13 protein-coding genes are annotated in these 20,537 nt (G+C 60.9%); 6 read left to right on the top strand and 7 right to left on the bottom strand.

From position 1 onward, the window contains the following. Window positions 1-7: 7 nt before the first annotated feature. From AABA34_RS14235 to AABA34_RS14245, 3 genes are read right to left on the bottom strand one after another with little or no spacing between them, the layout of a single operon-like run. Window positions 8-472 carry a c-type cytochrome gene (locus tag AABA34_RS14235; RefSeq protein ID WP_338303148.1) on the bottom strand — a complete coding sequence of 155 codons (465 nt, stop codon included), beginning with the start codon at window positions 470-472 and terminating at the stop codon, window positions 8-10. A 34-nt stretch (window positions 473-506) separates the two neighbouring features. Then, window positions 507-2,759, bottom strand: a complete 2,253-nt coding sequence (locus tag AABA34_RS14240; RefSeq protein ID WP_338303149.1) for a xanthine dehydrogenase family protein molybdopterin-binding subunit — start codon at window positions 2,757-2,759, stop codon at window positions 507-509. A 3-nt stretch (window positions 2,760-2,762) separates the two neighbouring features. Further along, complete coding sequence (locus AABA34_RS14245; protein WP_338303150.1) at window positions 2,763-3,242, bottom strand: (2Fe-2S)-binding protein; 480 nt, start codon at window positions 3,240-3,242, stop codon at window positions 2,763-2,765. A 122-nt stretch (window positions 3,243-3,364) separates the two neighbouring features. On the opposite strand from AABA34_RS14245, the gene AABA34_RS14250 reads away from it, so the two are divergent. Both AABA34_RS14250 and gdhA read left to right on the top strand, forming a co-directional pair. After that, the gene (locus AABA34_RS14250) at window positions 3,365-3,703 is read left to right on the top strand and encodes a tRNA-binding protein (protein ID WP_338303151.1); all 339 of its coding nucleotides are present in this window, start codon (window positions 3,365-3,367) and stop codon (window positions 3,701-3,703) included. 98 nt (window positions 3,704-3,801) lie between these two features. Then, window positions 3,802-5,154 carry an NADP-specific glutamate dehydrogenase gene (gdhA, locus tag AABA34_RS14255; RefSeq protein ID WP_252258451.1) on the top strand — a complete coding sequence of 451 codons (1,353 nt, stop codon included), beginning with the start codon at window positions 3,802-3,804 and terminating at the stop codon, window positions 5,152-5,154. 75 nt (window positions 5,155-5,229) lie between these two features. Here gdhA and AABA34_RS14260 read toward each other — a convergent pair whose 3' ends face one another. Continuing rightward, window positions 5,230-6,198, bottom strand: a complete 969-nt coding sequence (locus tag AABA34_RS14260) for a tetratricopeptide repeat protein (protein ID WP_338303152.1) — start codon at window positions 6,196-6,198, stop codon at window positions 5,230-5,232. Between the two features lie 107 nt (window positions 6,199-6,305). On the opposite strand from AABA34_RS14260, the gene AABA34_RS14265 reads away from it, so the two are divergent. Genes AABA34_RS14265 through AABA34_RS14280 form a run of 4 tightly spaced genes read left to right on the top strand, consistent with a single transcriptional unit; the run spans window position 6,306 to window position 12,293 of the window. Beyond that, entirely contained in the window at window positions 6,306-8,750 is a 2,445-nt protein-coding gene (locus AABA34_RS14265; RefSeq protein WP_338303153.1) for a cyclic nucleotide-binding domain-containing protein, read from the top strand. Further along, window positions 8,750-9,610, top strand: coding sequence for a hypothetical protein (locus tag AABA34_RS14270; protein ID WP_338303154.1), 861 nt, complete (start codon window positions 8,750-8,752; stop codon window positions 9,608-9,610). Before AABA34_RS14265 ends, AABA34_RS14270 begins: the two co-directional genes overlap by 1 nt. 11 nt (window positions 9,611-9,621) lie before the next feature. After that, a complete protein-coding gene (locus tag AABA34_RS14275) occupies window positions 9,622-11,409 on the top strand; it encodes a cytochrome c3 family protein (protein ID WP_338303155.1) in 1,788 nt (595 codons plus the stop codon). Window positions 11,410-11,411: 2 nt separating this feature from the next. Then, a complete protein-coding gene (locus AABA34_RS14280) occupies window positions 11,412-12,293 on the top strand; it encodes a metallophosphoesterase (protein ID WP_338303156.1) in 882 nt (293 codons plus the stop codon). Between the two features lie 81 nt (window positions 12,294-12,374). Here the strand turns inward: AABA34_RS14280 and AABA34_RS14285 are convergent, their stop codons facing one another. Genes AABA34_RS14285 through AABA34_RS14295 form a run of 3 tightly spaced genes read right to left on the bottom strand, consistent with a single transcriptional unit; the run spans window position 12,375 to window position 20,535 of the window. Continuing rightward, window positions 12,375-16,673: a multiheme c-type cytochrome gene (locus AABA34_RS14285; RefSeq protein ID WP_338303157.1), complete on the bottom strand. Its 4,299-nt coding sequence runs from the start codon at window positions 16,671-16,673 to the stop codon at window positions 12,375-12,377. After that, the gene (locus AABA34_RS14290) at window positions 16,673-18,586 is read right to left on the bottom strand and encodes a hypothetical protein (protein ID WP_338303158.1); all 1,914 of its coding nucleotides are present in this window, start codon (window positions 18,584-18,586) and stop codon (window positions 16,673-16,675) included. Before AABA34_RS14290 ends, AABA34_RS14285 begins: the two co-directional genes overlap by 1 nt. A gap of 2 nt (window positions 18,587-18,588) precedes the next feature. Continuing rightward, a complete protein-coding gene (locus tag AABA34_RS14295) occupies window positions 18,589-20,535 on the bottom strand; it encodes a heme-binding protein (RefSeq protein ID WP_338303159.1) in 1,947 nt (648 codons plus the stop codon). Window positions 20,536-20,537 lie beyond the last annotated feature (2 nt).

Genomic DNA, 20,537 nt, shown 5'->3' on the forward strand with positions numbered 1-20,537 from the left:
TGTCCGGCTATTCGCCGGTGCTCGCAAGATAGGAGATGATCGCGGCGCGGGCATCAGGATCAGGTACCGCGCCTGCGAGCATGTCGGTGCCCGGAAGATAACCGGCCGGATCGGCTAGATAGCCGTCAAGGCTCGCCTCGTCCCAGACGATATCCGAAGCGATCAGCGCATCGGAATAGGGATAGCCCTCCAATCCGCCGGCGGTCCGCCCGATAACGCCATGCAGGTTCGGCCCCGCAGTCGATGGAGCCCCCGCTTCATTGACATGGCACCCGGTGCACATCTGGAACGCATCCTCACCCAATGCGACCAGATCGACCGCGCTATCGGCGCCAGCCGGATCGACCGCAGTTTCGGGTTCGCCCGGCTCGCGCACGATGATCTGCTCGACCACTTCCGGCTGTTCCGCCGAACCGCAGGCCGTCACCATCACTGTAAGCAGGCTTGCCGCGAGAAACGCGTTTCTGTGCATCCTTATGTCCCCTTTAGGCCGCTTTCAGCCGCGCTTACGCGAATTGCCTTGCGATGGGCAATTCGCGGATACGTTTGCCGGTTGCAGCGAAGATGGCATTGGCCAGAGCAGGTGCCGCAGGAGGCAGTCCGGGCTCGCCCGCTCCGCCAATCGGGACATCACCGCTATTGATCAATTCGACGGCGATCCCGGGTACTTCGTTCATACGCAACATCTTGTAATCATGGAAGTTGCTTTGGACGACAGCACCGTCTTTCAGCTCCAGTTCGCCATACATCGCAGCCGTCAGACCGAACACGATCCCGCCTTCGATCTGGTTCCTGAACCCGTCGGGATTCATCACATAGCCCGCATCGCAGACGGCCCAGATATTGCTGAGGCGCGGCTTGCCCGATGTCATGTCGACTTCGATCACTTCGGCGACAATGGTGCCGAAGCTTTCAACGATCGCGACACCTTTTGCCTTACCTTCGGGCAAGGTTTCGCCCCAATTGCTGATCTGTGCGACCTTTTCGAGCACCGCCTTGTGACGAGAGGCATCGGCCAACATGGCAAGGCGGTATTCAAGCGGATCCTGCCCGGCAGCGTGAGCGGCTTCGTCAATAAAGCTCTCGACGAAGAAGCCCTGCTGCGAATGATCGACCGAACGCCATGCCTGAAACGGCAGGTGAAGCGGGGCCTCAGCCACACGAATAGACGTGTTTTCAATGCCATACATCGCAGGAACGCTGGCTTCGGCCGGATCGTGGCGCTGGGTGAAAACGCTGTCGTAAGCGATCAATTTGCCTTCATCATCGAGGCCCGCACGCATCCGGCAAAGGTCTGCGCAGCGGTAATACGCCTTCTGCGTATCCTCTTCGCGGCTCCAGACGACCTTTACCGGATAGCCGGTCGCCTTGGCGATCCGCGCGGCCATGGCCATTTCGTCACTGCCGAGCCGCCGCCCGAAGCCGCCGCCGAGATAGTCCTGGTGAACAGAAACCGCGTCCTTATCCAAACCAAGCGTATCCGCCACCGCGCTACGCGCCATCAGCGGAACCTGCGTACTTGCCCAGATATCGCATTTGCTTTCAGTCACATGCGCGGTGCAGTTGATCGGCTCCATCGGCGAATGTGCGAGGTAAGGGGCGCGATATTCGGCGTCGATCCGCTTTGCCGCCGTGCCAAGCGCGTCTTGCGCATTGCCTTTTGCGGCGGCTTCCTTGCCCCCGGTTTCTCCCGCTTCGTCCAGAGCCTTGGCAAAGACGGCGAACTGATCTTCCATCGTCTTGATCGGGCTGTCCGACGGGCTCCAGTCGATCTTGACGGTGTTGATCGCCTGTTGTGCCTGCCAGTAGCTGTCCGCCACGACAGCGACGAAATCGCCCATGTTGAGGATTTGCAGCACACCCGACATGTCCTTGGCGCGGCTCGCGTCCATGGCGGTGACGCTGGTTCCGGGCACCGGAGGCCGGACTACCGCAGCATAAGACAGATCAAGCCCTTCGGGCACCGCATCCATACCGAACTTGGCCGAGCCATCGACCTTGCAGGGAATGTCCGTGCGCGGCTTGCTGCGGCCCATCAGGCGATATTGATCGCTGGTCTTGAGCGTCGGGGTCTGATCCATCGGCTGCTCCGCCGCGGCGCTCGCAAACTCCGCATAGGTCGCCGACTTGCCTGAGGCTTCGTGAAACAGAGTGCTGTCGCGCGTCGCGATCTCGGCGGCGGGAACACTCCATGCATCAGCCGCAGCACCGATCAGCATCTTGCGTGCCGCAGCCCCTGCAACGCGCATGGAATGCTGGCCTGTGGTACGTATGGAGGAAGACCCGCCCGTAATCATGGCATCGGCAAGCCTTGCCACCTGCGTGAAAAGGCCGTTCCATGTGGGTTCGATCCAGTCGGCTGCGTTCATGGTGAAAGGGGCAACGAACATGCGCGCGGTGTCAGTCACCACATAGCTGCCGTCAGCGGGCGCCTGCATGACGCGCACCTTGTCCCACGCCGCGTCAAGCTCGTCCGCAAGCATTTGCGCCAGCACTGAATGCGCGCCCTGCCCCATCTCGCAATGCGGGACGATCGCGGTGACGATGTTGTCCATGTCGATCTTGACCCAGCTGTTGATCAGCTGTTCGCCTTCGCCCGCTGCGACCTTGGGCGCGAGCGCACCTATGGGATTTCCGGGCCGCACGCCAATGCCGATCAGCAAGCCGCCTCCGGCGAGCACGCCTGCGCCAATAAAACCGCGCCTGCTCCACTTCGCCAGTTTCGACCGTTCTTTCTTTTCAGGGGTCATGTCGTTCATGGGTCAGGCCTCCTGCGTGCTGGGTTCGACCTGTCCGGCCGCTACCTTGATGGCGCGGCGGATACGGGTATAGGTGCCGCAGCGGCAGATATTGCCGGACATGGCGGCATCGATATCCGCATCTGTCGGGTTCGGATTGTCACGCAGCAGCGCCGTCGCGCTCATGATCTGGCCCGACTGGCAATATCCGCATTGCGGCACCTGCTCGCTGATCCAGGCCTCTTGCACCTTGGTGAGTTCGCCCTCCGGTCCGGCGATCCCTTCGATCGTCGTGACCTGACGCCCTTCGGCCTGCGAAACCGGGGTGGAACAGCTGCGCACGGGCTGCCCGTCGAGATGCACCGTGCATGCGCCGCACTGCGCAATGCCGCAGCCGAACTTGGTACCGGAAAGCCCGAGCTTTTCGCGCACGACCCACAGGATCGGCATTGCCGGATCAGCATCCACGCTGATCGGTTTTCCGTTGAGAATGAAGCTTGCCATATCCGGCTTCCCCCGAATTACCTTGAGTTTCGAATAGCAATCTATGCCGCGCTGGCCGCCTTGGAAAGGGTGAAAGGCGGAACAGCATGGCGCGCTTGCCTGTTACGTCCTAACGTTGGAGCATGAATACGGTTTCTTTCGACGACTTTCTTGCCATCGATATTCGCGCTGGCACCGTGATTGACGCCTCGACGTTTCCGGAGGCGCGCAAGCCCGCCATCAAGCTGTGGATCGACTTCGGTGACGCAATCGGGGTCAGGAAAAGCTCGGCCCAGATCACCGCTCATTACACTCCGGAAAAGCTGATCGGGCGCAAGGTGATGGCCGTCACCAATTTTCCACCGCGCCAGATCGGGCCATTCATGTCCGAAGTGCTGGTTCTCGGTTTTCCCGATGCCGATGGCGCAATAGTGCTCGCCGGGCCGGATAGCGATGTGCCCAATGGATCGCGAATGGCCTGATTATTATGTCCCTTGCGCCTCGCCGCCTTTGCGAGGATAGAGGGCATCACAAACGAAAACATGTCCTGGTCGCGTTGTTTCTATGGGGGGAAATCAAAATGGCCGTTTCCGATCACGTAAATTTCGAACAGTTCATGGAAGGCGTGAAAAAGCGCAATCCGGGCCAGCCTGAATTTGTGCAGGCAGTGCAGGAGGTGTCTCAGGACATCTTCGATTTCATGGCCGACAAGGTCGAATATCACGAAGCGCAAATCCTGCGTCGCATTGCAGAGCCAGACCGTGTCGTCTCGTTCCGCGTGTGCTGGGAAGACGACAATCACAACATTCGCGTGCAGCGCGGCTGGCGCGTCCAGTGCAACAACGCAATCGGTCCGTACAAGGGCGGGATCCGTTTCCACCCGAGCGTGACCGAAGGGACGCTGAAGTTCCTCGCGTTTGAGCAGACGTTCAAGAACTCACTCACCGGCCTGCCCATGGGCGGCGGCAAAGGCGGCGCGAACTTCAATCCCAAAGGCAAGTCAGACGCCGAAGTGATGCGGTTCTGCCAGAGCTTCATGACCGAACTTTACCGCCACATCGGCCCTGACACCGACGTGCCCGCTGGCGACATTGGCGTCGGTGCTCGCGAAATCGGTTACATGTTTGGCCAGTACAAGCGGATCGTCAACCGCTGGGAAGGCGTGCTTACCGGCAAGGGCATCGAATATGGCGGTTCGGCCATGCGCCCAGAAGCAACCGGCTATGGCGCGGTCTACTTCCTGCAGAACATGCTCAAGCACAAGGGCATGGATGTTGAAGGCCACACCGCCGTCATTTCGGGTTCGGGCAATGTCGCCACCCATGCCGCTGAAAAGATCACCCAGCTGGGCGGCAAAGTCCTGACCCTTTCAGATTCGGGCGGCTACATCCATGATCCTGACGGCATCGATCAGGAAAAGATCAATTGGGTGAAGCACCTGAAGAACGTCAAGCGCGGCCGTATCAGCGAGTATTGTGACGAGTTCAAGGGCGCGACCTTCCACGAAGGCCGTCCGTGGGGCGTGGCTGCCGATCTCGCGCTGCCCTGCGCCACGCAGAATGAGCTGAACGAGGAAGAGGCCAAGACCCTGGTGGCAAACGGCGTGAAGGCCGTGTCCGAAGGCGCCAACATGCCGACCACGCTCGAAGGCGTGCACGTCTTCCACGATGCCAAGGTGATGTACGCGCCGGGCAAGGCCGCAAACGCCGGCGGCGTCGCGGTGTCGGGTCTGGAAATGAGCCAAAACTCGGAGCGCATCAGCTGGAACCATGGCCGCCTCGGCGAGATGCTGACCGACCTGATGGAAGGCATCCACGGCAAGTGCGTCGAATTCGGCGACGAGGGCAACGGCCACGTGAACTACGTCAAAGGTGCCAATATCGCCGGCTTCAAGAAAGTGGCCGATGCGATGCTGGCCTTCGGCGTGGTCTGACAAGGTACGCTGTCGCAAGAAACAGAAAGGGCGGCCTGATCGGGCCGCCCTTTTTCTTTGCGCTAGTGCCGAAGCCTAGCGAATACCGAGCAGTTCCGCCTGACGACGCAATTCGGCTTCCTGCGACGGATTGGCGGCAATCGCCGATTCAAGCGCACGGCGCGCCTTACCCGGTTCGCCAAGCGTCATCCGGCTGCGCATCAGCATGACCCAACCATCGAGATTCTTGGGTTCGCTCTTCAACCGTTCTTCCAGTCCGGCGACCATTCCCGCCACCATGTCTTGCTGCTCACCCGGCGTCATGCGGCTCGCATCAGCCATTTGCTGTGCCGTCGGGCCACGGACGTTCGGCGAGGCGGCTTCACCTGCCGCGCTTCCCGAACCGGGGATCATGACCTGCGGGACGCGTGCTTCCATCACCGTGGCCAGACGCTCCTCGATGTCGATATCGTTGATTGCTCCGACCTGCTGGATAGTGCGGACCAGATCACCTTCCCAGGGTGCGCCCGGAGGCGAATCGGACAGGAGCGAGAGCCACGAACTGATCGCCCCGTCGTGATCGCCATCAAGGTCTTGTCGCACGGCGAGAAAATACCGGGCGCGCGGATCCTGCGAATCGAGTTCGAGAGCTTTCTTGAAAGCCTCCAGCGCGCGCGCAGGAAGCGGATCACGCTCGCTCGCATAGACCAGCGATTCCCCCAATGCGGACCACAGGACGGCTTCGCTATCGTCAATCGCTACCGCGCGTTCATAGGCCTCTGCCGCATCGCCGAATTCACCACGTTCGAAATAGGCATAAGCAAGGTCGGCCCACGGGCGGGCATCATCGCTCGAATTCTCGGCAGCCTTGCGCAGATCTTCTATCGAAGGGCCGGAATCAGCCGCGACTTCGGCTTCCTCGTCGCTCCCTCCCGAGCCATAGATATTGAAACCGATCGAACCGACAGCGAGCACCGCCGCCGCGCCAAGTAAAATCCAACCTGCCTTGGAGCCGGATTTGCCCTCTGGCGACGACTGAATCGAATTATTTGCACCTGATCCCATGAGATTTTCACTAGCAACCCGTGCAGAAAACAGCAATTCTCTCTGGCAATGGGAAACACTTTCCCTATGGTGGGGGTGTGTGAAATCTATCCGAAGGGGGGGATAGATTGTCGGACTTGTATAAAGTCGCCATCGTTGGCTCCGGCCCGGCCGGAATGAGTGCTGCAGGCCGTGCGGCCGCGCTCGGCATGTCGCATGTCTTGCTCGAAAAGACCGATCATCTTTCGGACACCATCTTCAAATACCAGAAGGGCAAGCACGTCATGGCGACGCCGTCCAATCTGGTGCTGCGCAGCGACATGGATTTCGACGCCGGAAAGCGCGAGACGATCCTCGGCATCTGGGACGAACAGACCGCCGGACTGAACGTCAATGTGAAATACAATGCGGAAGTCACCGCGGTCGAAGGCGAGAAAGGGAACTTCTCGCTGCGCCTGAAGAGCGGCGAAACCGTGCGGGCAGAAGCAATCATCCTGGCAATCGGGACACAAGGCAACCCGAACAAGCTGCGTTGCCCCGGTGCGGATCATCCGATGATCCAGTATCAGCTGGATGACCCCGGCGAATATTTCGACGAGCACATCACCGTCGTTGGCGCGGGCGATGCCGGCATTGAAAACGCCTTGGGCCTTGCCGACGATGAGAAGCAGGGGAACATCGTCACCATCCTGAACCGGACGGACGATCTTTCCCGCGCCAAGGGTCCGAACGTCGCGCTTTTGATGGAAGCGCAGGCGAATGGCCGGATCAACGTCATGCTGTCGACGACGCCGGCAGAAGTCCGCGATGGCGAGCTCGTACTGGACACGCGCGACGGACAGGAAACCATTCCGTGCAACCGGATCATCGCGCGCACCGGCTCGCAGCCGCCGCGCGGTTTTGTCGAAGCCATGGGGATCGAATTCACCGGACCAGACCGGGGCGCCTTCCCGAAGCTTTCACCGGTGTTCGAAACGACCAAGCCGGGAATTCACGTAATCGGCGCGCTGGCCGGTTATCCGCTGATCAAGCACTGCATGAATCAGGGCTATGACGTGATCGAATTCCTCAACGGGAACTCGGATCTCAAGCCCGCGGACGAGCCGATCCTGCGTGACAAGTTCGCTCCGCTGCCCGGCAATCATTCGGTCGAGCATTGGCTGGAGGTATTCGGCAGCAACATTTCGGTGTTCAGGGGTCTTTCCCCGCTGCAGCTGCGCGAATTGATGCTCGATTCGACGGTGCACGCCTACAATCCAGGTGACATCATCTTCCGCCGGAACGAACCGGGCTCCTCGCTCTTCACCATCGCTCAAGGGTCGGTTGCGGTCGAAATCAATCCGAATGATCCCTCGATCACGGTGCCGATCGAACAGGGCTCGATATTTGGCGAAGTCGGCCTGATCTCGGGCCGTCGGCGCGGCTCGACGGTCCGTGCCGCCGAACCGGTTGTCGCCGTTGAACTCGCCCGCAACGCGGCCCTGAAACTGATCGCGTCCTCACCCGAGGCTGCAGACGCTGTGAATCGGATCGCGATCGAGCGGCAATTGCTGCAAATCTTTGGTTCGGGCCTTACTCCTAAAGACATCGCCCCTCTCGTCGAAGCCGCTGAGATCAAGCAACTGCGCGCCGGCGAAATGCTGATCAAGGAAGGCGATGACGACAAGGAAGTCTACATCATCCGGCGTGGCTCGATGATCGTCGAAAAAGACCTTGGCGGCAGATCGGTGTTCCTGTCGTACCTGCCGGCGGGCAGCTATGTCGGGGAAATGGCGGCGATCGACGGCTCGCTGCGCACGGCAACGGTGAAGGCAGCAATCAAGGCCGAGGCAATCCGGCTTCCCGGCGACAAATTCGTCGAACTGCTCGATAACAATCCGGCGTTGCGCGAAAAAGCGCTCAAGGAGATGGCCGGAAGGCGCAAGACCAACGCCTTTATCGAAAGCCGCAAGGACGAATTTTCCAGCGTCGTGGATCTCTATTCAGAAACCGCGCAATTCCTCGTCGATGAAGGTCTGGGCGAGGCGACCGACGTCCTTCTGATAGATGAGAAGCTGTGCATCGGTTGCGACAATTGCGAAAAGGCTTGCGCTGACGCGCACGAAGGCCTGTCGCGGCTCGATCGTGAAGCCGGGCGCACCTACGCGCATCTGCACGTGCCGACATCCTGCCGCCACTGCGAACACCCGCATTGCATGGCCGATTGCCCGCCAAACGCGATCAAGCGCGGGCCGGATGGCGAAGTCGTCATCGACGACACCTGTATCGGCTGCGGCAATTGCCAGCGCAATTGCCCCTACGGCGTGATCCGCATGGACCCGAAGCCGCCCAAGAAGCCGTCGCTGTTGTCCTGGCTTTTCTTCGGCAAGGGTCCGGGACCGGGCGAAGCGTCATACAAGTGGCGCAAGGAGCACGGCGATCCTGAGACGCCAAAGCAGGCGATCAAGTGCGACATGTGCTCCGGCATTGACGGCGGCCCTGCCTGCGTGCGCGCCTGCCCGACGGGCGCTGCAATCCGTGTATCGCCTGACAAGTTCCTGACATTCACCAAGCTGACGGAGGACGTTGAATAATGGCAAGCGTCCCCAACAACCGTTTCAAACAGGATGAGGCCCGGCGGAACGCCGACCATGTCAGCTTCCTGAAGCACAAGAAATACCGGTACCTGTGGATTGCATTGCTGCTCTCGATCGTCAGCGGGCTCGGCTATGCCCTGATCGATCAGGAACCACGACCCAATGGCGGCAGCTGGTACGGCTATACCCTCGGCACGATCGGACTGTTGCTGATCGTCTGGCTGTCATTGCTCGGTGTGCGCAAGCGCAAGATCACCACCGGAGCATGGAGCCTCAAGGCATGGACGAGCGCGCATGTCTATCTGGGCCTTGCACTGATTATTGTCGGCACGCTGCATACCGGTTTCCAGATCGGCTGGAACGTTCACACTCTTGCGTATTTCCTGATGCTGCTTGTGATCATCACAGGCATATATGGCGTCATCGTCTACGCGACCCTGCCGGCCTCGCTCTCGTCGAACCGCAAGGAAATGACGCGCGCGCAAATGCTAGAAGCGCTCACGGCGCTTGATCGCCAGCTTGAAAGCGCGGCCCAGCCTCTTGGACGCGAGCAGTCAGACCTTGTCATCTCCGCGCTTGGTCAGGACGTGTTTTACGGCGGCGCGCTGGCCCGGCTGACGGGGGCGTACCCCGGTTGCAAGACCAACAAGGCTCTAAAGGGCATCGGCACCGCAAACGCAGCCGAAGAACGGGTGCACACGCTATTGACCAAACGCGCTGAACAACTCGGCCAGATCCGCCGCCACCTTCGCATTCGGGCGCTCCTCGAAGTCTGGCTGTTCATCCATATCCCGGCGACCATCGCCCTGCTCGCCGCACTGCTCGCGCATGTCGTGAGCGTATTTTATTACTGGTGAGGGCAAGCGCCATGGCATTCCTGATCCGAACCATCGACTTCACCGCCTCCGGACGCGAAATCGTGCGCGACCGAAACGTGGATGCTGCGGCGGTCAATATCGGCCGCGCTGCCGAAAACGACATTCACCTCCCCGATCTCGCAGTCGAACAGCGCCATGTCCGCATCAGCGATGCGGGCGGCGGCATGCTGAAGATCGAGGCTGTCGGCGGGCTCGAATTCGGCATTGACGGACGTTCGACAATGGGTGCCGATGTTGATCCAAACATCGGTGCCGAACTGTCGCTCGGCTCGTCGCGGCTCGCGATTTCAAGAGACGGTGACGGCCCGGTCCAGATCGTCATCAAGCAGGTCGAAAAGGAAGAAGGCGCTGGCGACGCGCTGCAGAATTTTGCACTCGCCAGCGCATTGCCGAGCAAGCGAGCGATGGCATGGGTGTTTTCGCTCGCAATTCTCGTACTGCTGTTGAGCGTACCGATCTTTACCCACCTCACCCGGACGCCGGTGGAGAATGATCCGGAGAATATCACTGAAGGCCAGGTTCTGTTTGATGCAGCCTGGAGCGCCGGCGAACTGAGCATGGCGCACCATGAACTCGAAGGGAATTGCGAGGCCTGCCACGTCACGCCGTTTGTTTCGGTTCAGGATGAAACCTGCCTGACTTGCCATGAAGAGCTGGGCGATCATGCCAAGATGCCGCGGCTTAAGGAGGGCATGGCGCCGCTCAGCACCGGTGATGCAATCCAGTGGTCGATTGCTGAGACCCTTGGCAAGGAAGGGCCGCTGGGCTGTGTTTCTTGCCATTCCGAGCACGAAGGCCCTGTGAAGCTTGAGGCATCCGACGAGAAGTTCTGCGCCGATTGCCACAATGATCTCGATACACGGTTGACCGATGTGGCGTTTGGCAATGCCTCGGACTTCGGAAAGAAGCACCCGCAGTTCCGCCCGCAATTCTTCACCGCGCATTTCGACAAGAACCCCAAGCGGGTTTCGCTCGACAAGAATCCCAAGGAAATGAGCGGCCTCATATTCCCGCATGATATCCACGTTTCGGAAACGGGAGGAGCCGCGCGCATGGCGATCAGCCTGCCGCAATATGGCGCGCCGCTGGAATGCAGCGACTGCCATGCCGAAGAGGAAGACGGTGTGGGATTTGCTCCGGTTGAGATGGAAGATTCCTGCGAAGCCTGTCACAGTCTGGTCTTTGACCGTGCCGGCCCCAATTTCAGAAACCTGCGCCATGGCGACGTGGACGATCTGATGGAAGATCTTGCCACCATGGGTCGCGGTTCGCGCGGGTCGATCGTCACCGGGCGCGATCGTCCGGGGCAATTCGCGCGTGGCGGCACCTATTATACGAATTTTGGCCGCCCGATGAGCGCCTATATCTCGATCAATCGCGCGCTTGAGCCAACCGGTGTGTGCGGCGAATGCCATATCCCCACAATGACGAACGGTCGCCGCGACCTCACCCCGGTCAATCTGCCGGACCGCTTCCTGATGCGGGGCTTCTTCAATCACAAGGAACACGGCGACGACGTGGCGGAATGCAGCGATTGCCACGCAACGGACACTTCGAAGGAAGCGACAGATCTGCTGATCCCCGATCTTGAAAGCTGCCGCGACTGCCACCTTGGCGAAACGGCGGTAAAGACCGAAGAGATCGTCCCATCAAGCTGCGCCATGTGCCATGGGTATCACACGCCGACGATGCCGTGGCGGCCGGAGGATCATCCGAAATTGCCCGGAAATGGCGGCAGTGATAGTGTCGCTGCGATCCTGAGTAGTCTAAGACGCTGATTATGAAGAATGATAGCATCGGCGTCCTGATCGCGCAGATCACTGACACGCATGTCGGATTCGAACCGGAAGCGGGCGAAAACGAATTCAACTTCGTGCGGTTTCGCAATGTGCTTGGTCATTTGATGAGCCAGCCCATTCTGCCGGACATGCTGATCCTCTCGGGCGATCTGACCGATGGCGGGCAGCCGGAATGCTATCATCGCATCCGGGATCTGGTGCAGGAATGCCCCTTCCCCGTGCACGTGCTTCCCGGCAATCACGACAATCGCGATGAACTGCTGCGCGCTTTCCCGGAATGCCCGACTGCGGATGGATATGCACAATACGCACTGGAATGCGGCGAAGGGAGCGATCGGCTGCGCATACTGTGCGTGGATTCCTTCGAGCCCGGACGGCATGGCGGCGCCTTTTGCGAAACACGCGCAGCCTGGCTAACCCGCGAGTTGGAAGCCCATCCTGACACGCCGACGATGCTGTTCATGCACCACCCTCCTGTGGTTGCGGGGATCGAATGGATGGACCCCAAGCCGTCAGAGGAGTGGTTCACCCGGTTTCATGAAACGGTGAAAGGGCACAAGCAGATTGTCGCCATTCAGGCAGGCCATCTGCATCGCCCGCTCCATTCCGTTGTCGAGGGCATTCCCCTGAGCGTGACCCCGGCTGTAGCGCCTGCGGTGTCACTCGATCTGCGACCGCTCGACGCGGAAGTGGCAGACAGCCGCCCAATCGTCGCAGCCGAACCGCCGTTTTACAGCCTGCATCTGTGGAAGGACGGAACACTGGTTTCCCACTTCCAGCCTGTCGGCCATTGGCAGACGCTTGCCCGGTTCGAGGAACATCTCAAGCCGATGATGCGGGGCCTGCTGGCCGAACGCGGCTAATACCGCTCCGGCCACGCCAAGGTGGCTTTCATCACGAATTCCTGATTGGCCATCCTGCTTGGCAAAGGAGGCGTGGGCGGATCAGTCTCCGCCCAGCGCCGTATCTTCGGGTGCCGCATCCATATCGGCATTGCGCCGCAATGGCCCTACGCCGCGGCCCACCCAGCGATCCATGTTGACCTCGTCACTTACGCGCCATGGCACGCCAGAGCGGGTCATGAACAGCTGCTCCATTTCCTCACGGGTAAATGGCCGCGAACCCAGGCGCCCGAACACGGCGATCTGGCCGCCGGTTTCGTCCACCGCACGATCCCGATCCAGCCCCTTGGACAGGGCGATTGCGGGCGTCGGCGTCTTGGTCCAGGCGATGAGCTCCGGCACAGGCGCGGGGCTGAAGCCATAGAAGTTGCGCTGGCTGTCAGGGCTGGTCAGTTGCAGCACCTTCATGCCGTTGCGGCCGTCGGCCACATAGGCGAACAGCGAGGCATTGGTGGAGGCGACGATCACGTCCTCGGCATCATTAAGCGTCCCGCCCAGCGTCACCTTTTGATGGAGGCGCGGTGCGCGGGGGTACTTCACGTCGAGAATGACCAGCCCGTCACCCTTTGCAGCGACATAAGCGTAGGTGCGCGAGACATATATCCGCCGTGCGTCGGCCAGCGGGAATGTCGCCTCAGGCACGGCAACCGGATTGCGCAGATTGGTCACATCGAACAGCTTCACGCCCTCGGCATCGCTGACCCAAAGGTAACGGAACTGGATCGCGCTGGCCTTCGCTCCGGTCAGCTCCCGTACCGCCGCCAGCTTGGGCGCTTTCGGATCGGAAAGATCGACCACCACCAGACCGCGACGGGCGGTGATATAGGCAATCTCGCCAGCCAGATGGATATGGGTCGCACCGTTCAGAACCCCATCCGGGTTCCACGCATCCGAACCGTCGGCGTATTCCATCCGCTCGAAGAAGTTGTTGCGGAATTCGCCATCTGCAAGCGTGTTCACATCGACGAGGATCAGTCCCTCTTCCGCGTCAGTGACTGCGGCATAGTTGTAGATCGGCAGGAACGGCTGCTCCTGGTTCACTTCGCGCATCTGCGGAGTGTTGCGTTGCGGCGCGATCGGCTGGTTGGTGGCCAGCGCCATGCAGGTCGCATTGCGTGTCTTCACATGAGTGTCGTGGCCCAGCGGGGAGAACGGCGCGGTGATGATCCGCTCCGAAATTCCCTTGTTCGCAATCGAGGCGACGTCATAGGCACGGAAGCCCCCCTTGCCTTCGGCCACGAACAGATATTCGCCGCGCAATTGCAGGCAGCCGACGCGGTCCCGCGTCCCTTCGTGCGGATTGACGAATTCCTCGAACGGCTTGGTTTCACCCGAGAAGTCTTCATCAAACGCCTGGCCACGGACCCAATTCTTCAACTCGCGCCCGTTGTCTTCGACATGCATCCGCCAGTAGTCGGGATAGGCATAACGGTGCAGGTAAGAACCGATGACAGCTTGCGGTTCATCATATTCCGTAACGCGGATGGCTGTCAGCCCGCCTTCCAGACCGGTGAAGGCATGCATCCCGACAAAGTTCACGTAATTGGTACCCAGCAGCAGCAGCTGCGCCATGATTGCGTTGTTGTCCTCTTCTTCGGACAGGTGGCAATCGGTGCAGGTCTTTGTCTCCGTCAGACGCACGGTATGCGGGAAGTGCGGAGCGAAAGCCTGTGACGAGAAGCCAATCGCTGAGATCGGCGGCTGCTGCACATAGATGCGTTCGCGGTTGATGTTGGTCGAGGACAGAACCAGCGCCGAGGACGAACGGACCGGTGCGGTCTGATTGCCCTTGGTCGTCTGGTGAATGCCCAGCTGGAACATCTGATCGCGGGCAACCTGCGGGTTGTAGGTTGCGAAGTTACGGGTCGACCCGCCTTCGTAGCGGTGCGACTTGGTCTTCCAGTTCGCTTCGATCGGCAGGTGACATCCGCCACAGCTCGTCGTCCACGACAGGTGGCAGGTGAAACAGGCCATTTCCTCGTCACGGTGCGCGCGGTCACCCGCCTCGATACCCGTGCCGAATTCGAACCGGCCCGTTTCCGCGCCATAGCGGCTCATCAGCTTGGAACGCGCGGCCTTGGCGTTGAACACCGGGGTCGTCGGATCGACAGAGTCTTTGACCAGGCTGACCTCCCACTGAAGCGAGGGATCGACCAGCGATCGCTGGATCAGGACACGGCGGCCCTCCTCATTCTCGACCCATTCGAAACGGCGCTGTCCGTCGGGATTGCGCAGCAGGGCGAGGTTGTGGCCCTCGGGCGGAGCGGCAGGGCCGCTGGTGCGAAGGGTCGGATAGGCATCGGCGGTGCCGTGGCAATCCTTGCACCCGATCTCGATGGCATTGGCGACTTCGCCATAGATCAGTCCGTTGCCGTGGGTGTCCTGTTCGAAATGGCAATCGACGCACTGCATCCCGACTTCGGCGTGGATGCTCATCATGTGCACCGCCTCACCCGGATTGGTGCCGGGTTCGACAAACTTGCCTTCGCCATCGCGGCGCCAGCGCTGGCGCCAGCGGTTCTCGTGATAGGCAAATTCCTGTGCGCTGTCGGTTTCGGGATTGCCGGGGCGCAGGATGTTGCCTTCGGCGTCAAGCATGTTGCCGTCACGATCCCGCTTGAAGATCGCGCGGAAGTTCCACCCGTGGCCGTGATAATCGGCAAACTGGGTGTGTTCGAGATAGGGATTCAGGTCATAGACGTTGCGCAGGAAGTCGAGATCGCCCCACATGCCGCGCGGTGACGCACCCTCGGGGTTGCGATCAAGGATCGCGCGCACTTCCTCAGCCGTCGGGAAGCGTTGTTCCTTGTAGAACGCCTCGTAATCCTCGTCGCTCATCCCGTGCGGTCGCGGCGTGCGGTTTTCCGGGCCGGACCACATAAACGGGGCGTCGCTCTCGTAATCCCACATCGTGTAGCCGAGGTAGGAGTTCAGGAAGATATTGGGCTGGTGCATGTGGCAATTCATGCACTGCGATGTCGGGATCGAGCGGGTGAATACGTGCTGGAGCGGGTGCCCCTTCTCGCGCACCGGGGCCTCGTCATGACCATCACCGTTGTGATCGTCATATTGTTCGCCCGGCTGCTTCAGCCCGCCGTGTCCCATGCCGCTGTTAAGCTTGCCCGATCCGTGCCCGTCATAGCCGTGGTCTTCTTCCATTTGGCTGTTGATCGTCGGATCGACGGTGATCGTCTGGCCGTCGCGACCGTATTGGGCATAGATTGACGAATGCCGCGGCTCGCGATCGTTCGCGTAAACGACGTGACACGAAGCACAGCCCGAATGGCGGTAGTCGCCGGGCTGATCATTCGTCCCCATGAACCAAGTGAAGGGATCGTTCAGGCGGGTCTTATGGATGTTGAGCGCCGGGATCGCGACGCGCAGGCCGGTACCGGGGCCGCGGTTCGACTGCTTCAGATCAGGACGGCCGGGTTCCTCAAGCCGCTGGATCTGGCCCGTCGGGCTCGGCAGGCCGATTTCCGGGAACTGCGAGTTGATCGTGCGTCCGCCGCGTTCGAACACGCGGAAGACGTCGGCGGGCGGGATCACGTGCCACGTCGGCAGCGGATACAGCGTCGAAAGCACGCCGCGTGCCTTCTGTTCATCGGACAGCGCGCCTTCCTCGCCATCTCCGGGCGAGGAGATGACATTGGCAATGCCGCTGATCGTCGCCGGATCACCGCTGCGGGTGTAGGCTTCACCGAGTATGTAGTTCTTGAACGGCAGAATTCCGTTGTTGTAGGTCGCCCCGCCCCACAGCATTGCGCCGGTCGCCATGATCGAGCGTTCGGCAGCCTCGATCGACTGTATGTGGCACGCACCGCAGGCTTCACGTGCGACGCGATAGTCGGACGGGTTCACGAATTTGATGAATTCGGGCGCTTCCTTGTTGAGCAGCGCATAGGAGCGTTCCGGGTTCGCCGAGGACGGAAAATGCCAGCTGTCCGGATACTTCGGCAGGACGTGGGCTGCATCTCGGGCGGCGACATATTCGGGGTGATCCTGCGGCAGATCAGAATTGCCGCGCACGCTCGCATTGCCGCCATGGCAGTCGGTGCAACCCAGCCGTACCGCTGGTGTTTCGTGCATTGTTGGTGCGTCGGTTTGAAGGTGACAAGTGTAGCAACCTTCTGATTTCGCGTCCATTTCTGCCTGAGACTGGCGGGCGGGTGCAGGCGGAGCGGTAACCAGGCTGTAATCGCGATAGACCGCCACTTCCTTGTCGGCGGCCTGTGTTTCCGACTGGAACACGGACAGCCCCAAAAGCAGCACAGCGACTGCCAGAAGCGCCTGAGCGTATGAGAAGCGGCCGTTGCGGGTCGAGATCGGGTTTGCAGCCATCAGTAGGTCAACGTCACGTTTGCGAGGATCGAGTAGAACTCATCCTGATTGCCCAGATTGTCGAACAGGTCCTTGAAACCATCGCCGGAAATCAGCGTGGCGGCCGACAGGCGAAAAACGATGTTCTGGTTCGCCTTGGGTCGCCAGATGGCCGACGCCGACAGGTCGTATCCTATGTCATCGGGGATCGAGCCTTCGACCCTCAGATTTTCGATCGAGGATGTGTCTTCGAACCAAAGGTGGTTGGCATTGGCGCTGACGCGGACTTCTGGCGTCAGGTCGAAATCGGCCCCTACCCCGACGAGCCAGAGGCCGGGGTTGTTGAAGTTCGATTGCCCCTGCTCCTTGGAAGATCGCAGGTTGTTGAGAATACCGTTGCGACCGTTCACCGATACCGCGCGGCCACCACCTGCAAACGGGATCGTCTGACGGATCCAGTAGGACGTGTCGGCGCCGGCAAACACCGGGTTTTCAAAGATGGCGTCAAAGCCGTTTTCTTCGTTGTCGTAAGGATCGCTGTCACCGCTTTGATACAGGCCCGACAGGCGGAAGCGCATCCAGTCACGGTCATAGCTGACTTCGGCTGCCGCGAACTGCGCGTTGATGTCCGCCGGTTCGCCGGTGAAGAAGTTGTTGCGATCCTCACCCAGTGCCCAATAGGCGCTGCCGGTGATGTTGATCCGCCCGATGCGCCCGTCGACGTTGTAGCCTAGGTAGAACACATCGTAATCGCGCCCGCGCAAATCGCCCAGCAGCGCCGGGCGCACGGGGAAACCGTTGTCGTCGATCTCGATATCGTTGCCTTCGCGGTTGCGATTGTAGGCAAGCGTGAACTGGCTGGTCAGCGCCGGAATCAGGAAGTCCTGGCGATAGACATTGGCGATGAAGACCAGATCATCGCGCGGGCTTTGCACCACCGAATTGAGGCCGCTGTTGGTGTCTTTCTCGAGCCGCCAGAAAGCGGCGAGATTGAACTGCATCCGGTTGTTGTCGCGATTGCCGAACAGCCGCACGCCCAGTTGCTGGTCATTGAACAGGAAGCCGCGGAAATCCGCCTGAAACGGCTGGATCCCGGCACGGATCGAGATGAAATCGAACCGGTCGGTATCAAGCGGCGTGAAGTGATAGTCGACGAAAGCTTCCTGCACGCCGAGGAAATGATCAAGCCGGTCTGTGCCCTTGGACGGTTCGACGAACAGCACGCGGCGTTCGGGCACGTCGACGTAGTTGACGTTGTAAGCCAGCGTCAGACGGTATTCGATGCTGGGCGGCTTGTAGGCGGTGCTGCCTTTCAGCAGCGCGGCACCCACGATGAAGGTTTGCGACAGAACCGTGGAGAAATCGTTGCCGAACACGTCGAGCCGATCGGGGTCCTGCGTGGTCTGGATACCGACAGGGATCGGGAATGTACGCGGTTCGTAAACGGTGTCGCTGATCGCGTTGAGTACGAAGAACCAGTCATCGCCCTTGATCGGCAGCCACGGAACCTTGTCCGGGTTGATCGGGCGGTCACCCTTGTAGGTGTTCTGGTTATAGGGATCGAGCAGGCTTTCCCGGATGACGGGATTGCCTTCGATATCGGTCACCGCGTCGATCAGACGCCAACGATCGGGGATCGGCACCTGATCGGGAGAGAACGCCTGTGGAGGAGGCGCACGCACCGCGCCCTCGTTTTCCTGCGTTATCTCGACCGGCAATTCCGAATTGAAACCGGGCCGTTCGCGCCCTTCGATAATATCACGATCCAGCGGTTCAGGATCGGTCTTGGCCGTCTGGTTCAGGCCTTCCGCGGGTTCCTCAACCTGCTCTTCCACCTGCTCGGCCGGAGGAGGCGTTGGCGCCGGAGCGGGCGCAGCCTCTGGCGCTGCAAAGGGCTGAGCAAGCACCACGAGCGGGATGAGAGAGAGCGCCATGACTACAGCCCCTCACACACGTTTGACGCCGGATCGTCGAGGAAGGGCGCGAAGGGACAATTCACATACCGCAGTCGGACCTGACGGCTGCCGACCTGCACCACGATCCGATCAGCCCGGATATCCTTGGGCGCATTGTTGATGCCGCCCGCGCGCACCCCGGCATTGTGCAGGCCAAGGAAGCTGATCATGTCGTCCTGATCGATCCCGTCGCCCGAAACGCCGATCCCGCCGACAAGCTGGCCGCCACGATAGACCGGAACCGAACCGGGGAAGATCTGAATGCCATTGTCCAGCCGCGTCCCGGCCCCTGCGATATTGGGGAGCCCGGTGCAATTGCGCGGAGTGTCATCCGCCACCGCCCCGGTCACGAAACCAAGGTGCCGGGCAAGGTTGGAGACCACCAACGCCGATTGCAGCCCGGTGGAGAACGGGTTGAACTGTTCGATCGGGCGGGAAAGCGGGCCGTGCGGCGTACCGACTTCGCCATCGGGGAAATAGGGCCGCGACAGATTACCGCCCGAACGGTCTGCGAAGGCAAAGCCGCCGGTCAGGGCATTGGGATCACCCAGGAAAGTGCGCACGCGCTGAACGAACAAGGGTACTTCGCCGCTCGCGGCCTGCAATTCGCTGGCCGCCACCGCCGACGAGAAGAAATTCGCCGTGCGCGCCTTTTGCAAGGACACGTCGGTGCCGAAAATCGGCGCATCGGGTGAACGCACGATGCCAAGAATGCGCCCGCGCGTATCGACGAGGCTGATCGTAACCTGCGCCCGGCTGTCGAGCGGCTTGCGGATCTGCGCGCGCGCCCGGCTCATCACGGTGAAGGCTTCTTCGAGGATGATCGCGGCCTCTGCCTGCGTGATCGGCTGCGCGATATCCGCAGCATCGGTGCCGCCGCGCACTGGGTAACGATTGTTGCCCGCGCCATCGCTCAGGACAAAGGCATCGGCGATGGAGAATTCCGTCGCGCGCGAAGGACGAATGCCCGACGTTTCGGTGCCATAGGCTGCACCTGCACGGATGGTACCGTTGGTGTAGCCGCGCACCTGCACCAGCGTCCCGGCTGTTCCGGCAAAGCTCGCCCCGGAAACATTCGACAGCCCGTTGTAGGTGGCATCGGTATAGCGGAATGTCGTCCCGTCCGCCGAAATCCTGTCGCCACGGATGTCGACGGGCGCTTCGAAGCCGACCGTACCGGCAAGCGCGATCATCTCATCCGCATCGATATCCACGTCGAGGACATTGGGATCAAAGCCGTAAACACCATCCGACATCACCCCGACGCCGCCGACGACCACACCGTTCTTGTAAAGCGGGAAGCCGCCCGGGTCAGCCGCAAGGCCCAGCGGCGAACGCTGCGGGCCGATCATTCCGTCGCTGAAGCGCGAGGACAGGTCGGAACAGGGCAGTTGACTGAACTGCACCCCGAAAAGCGGGCCGCTTTCAAGGCCGACAGTCGTCGGCGCGGGCGGAAAATGCTGCTGCACAATCTGCGAAGCGACACGGCTGGAGAAAGCGTTGCCACCACTCGAAAGATAGGCGCCGGTGATCGCCTTGGCGATGGCGGCAGCCTCTGCCGGGACATCGAGCCCCTGGATGTCGATATTCTGGCCGTTGGGCGCATCGGGAATCGCAGCGCTGGCCGGAGCGCCCGGCATGCGGAACACCGCCAGCACATTGCCGACCCGGTCGACGACGGAAATGACCGCCGGAGCCCCTTGCGAATTGGCCTGCGCCGCGGCCTGCGCGATCACTTTTTGGACGTCGGCAACTGACAGGCTTTCAGCCGCCGGAATGGAATAGAGTTGGCCGGTTGGCGGTGGCGGCGGCGGAGAAGGCGGCGGGACATTGCCCGACCCCCCGCCCGAAGGCGTGGAATCGCCTCCACCACAAGCCGCCAGTACGAGCAGCGGCGCTCCGACTAGGATTCTCCACCCCCCGGCCATGT

It is taken from the genome of Erythrobacter sp. Dej080120_24, assembly GCF_036322605.1.
In the GTDB taxonomy this organism is placed as follows: Bacteria; Pseudomonadota; Alphaproteobacteria; order Sphingomonadales; family Sphingomonadaceae; genus Erythrobacter; species Erythrobacter aurantius.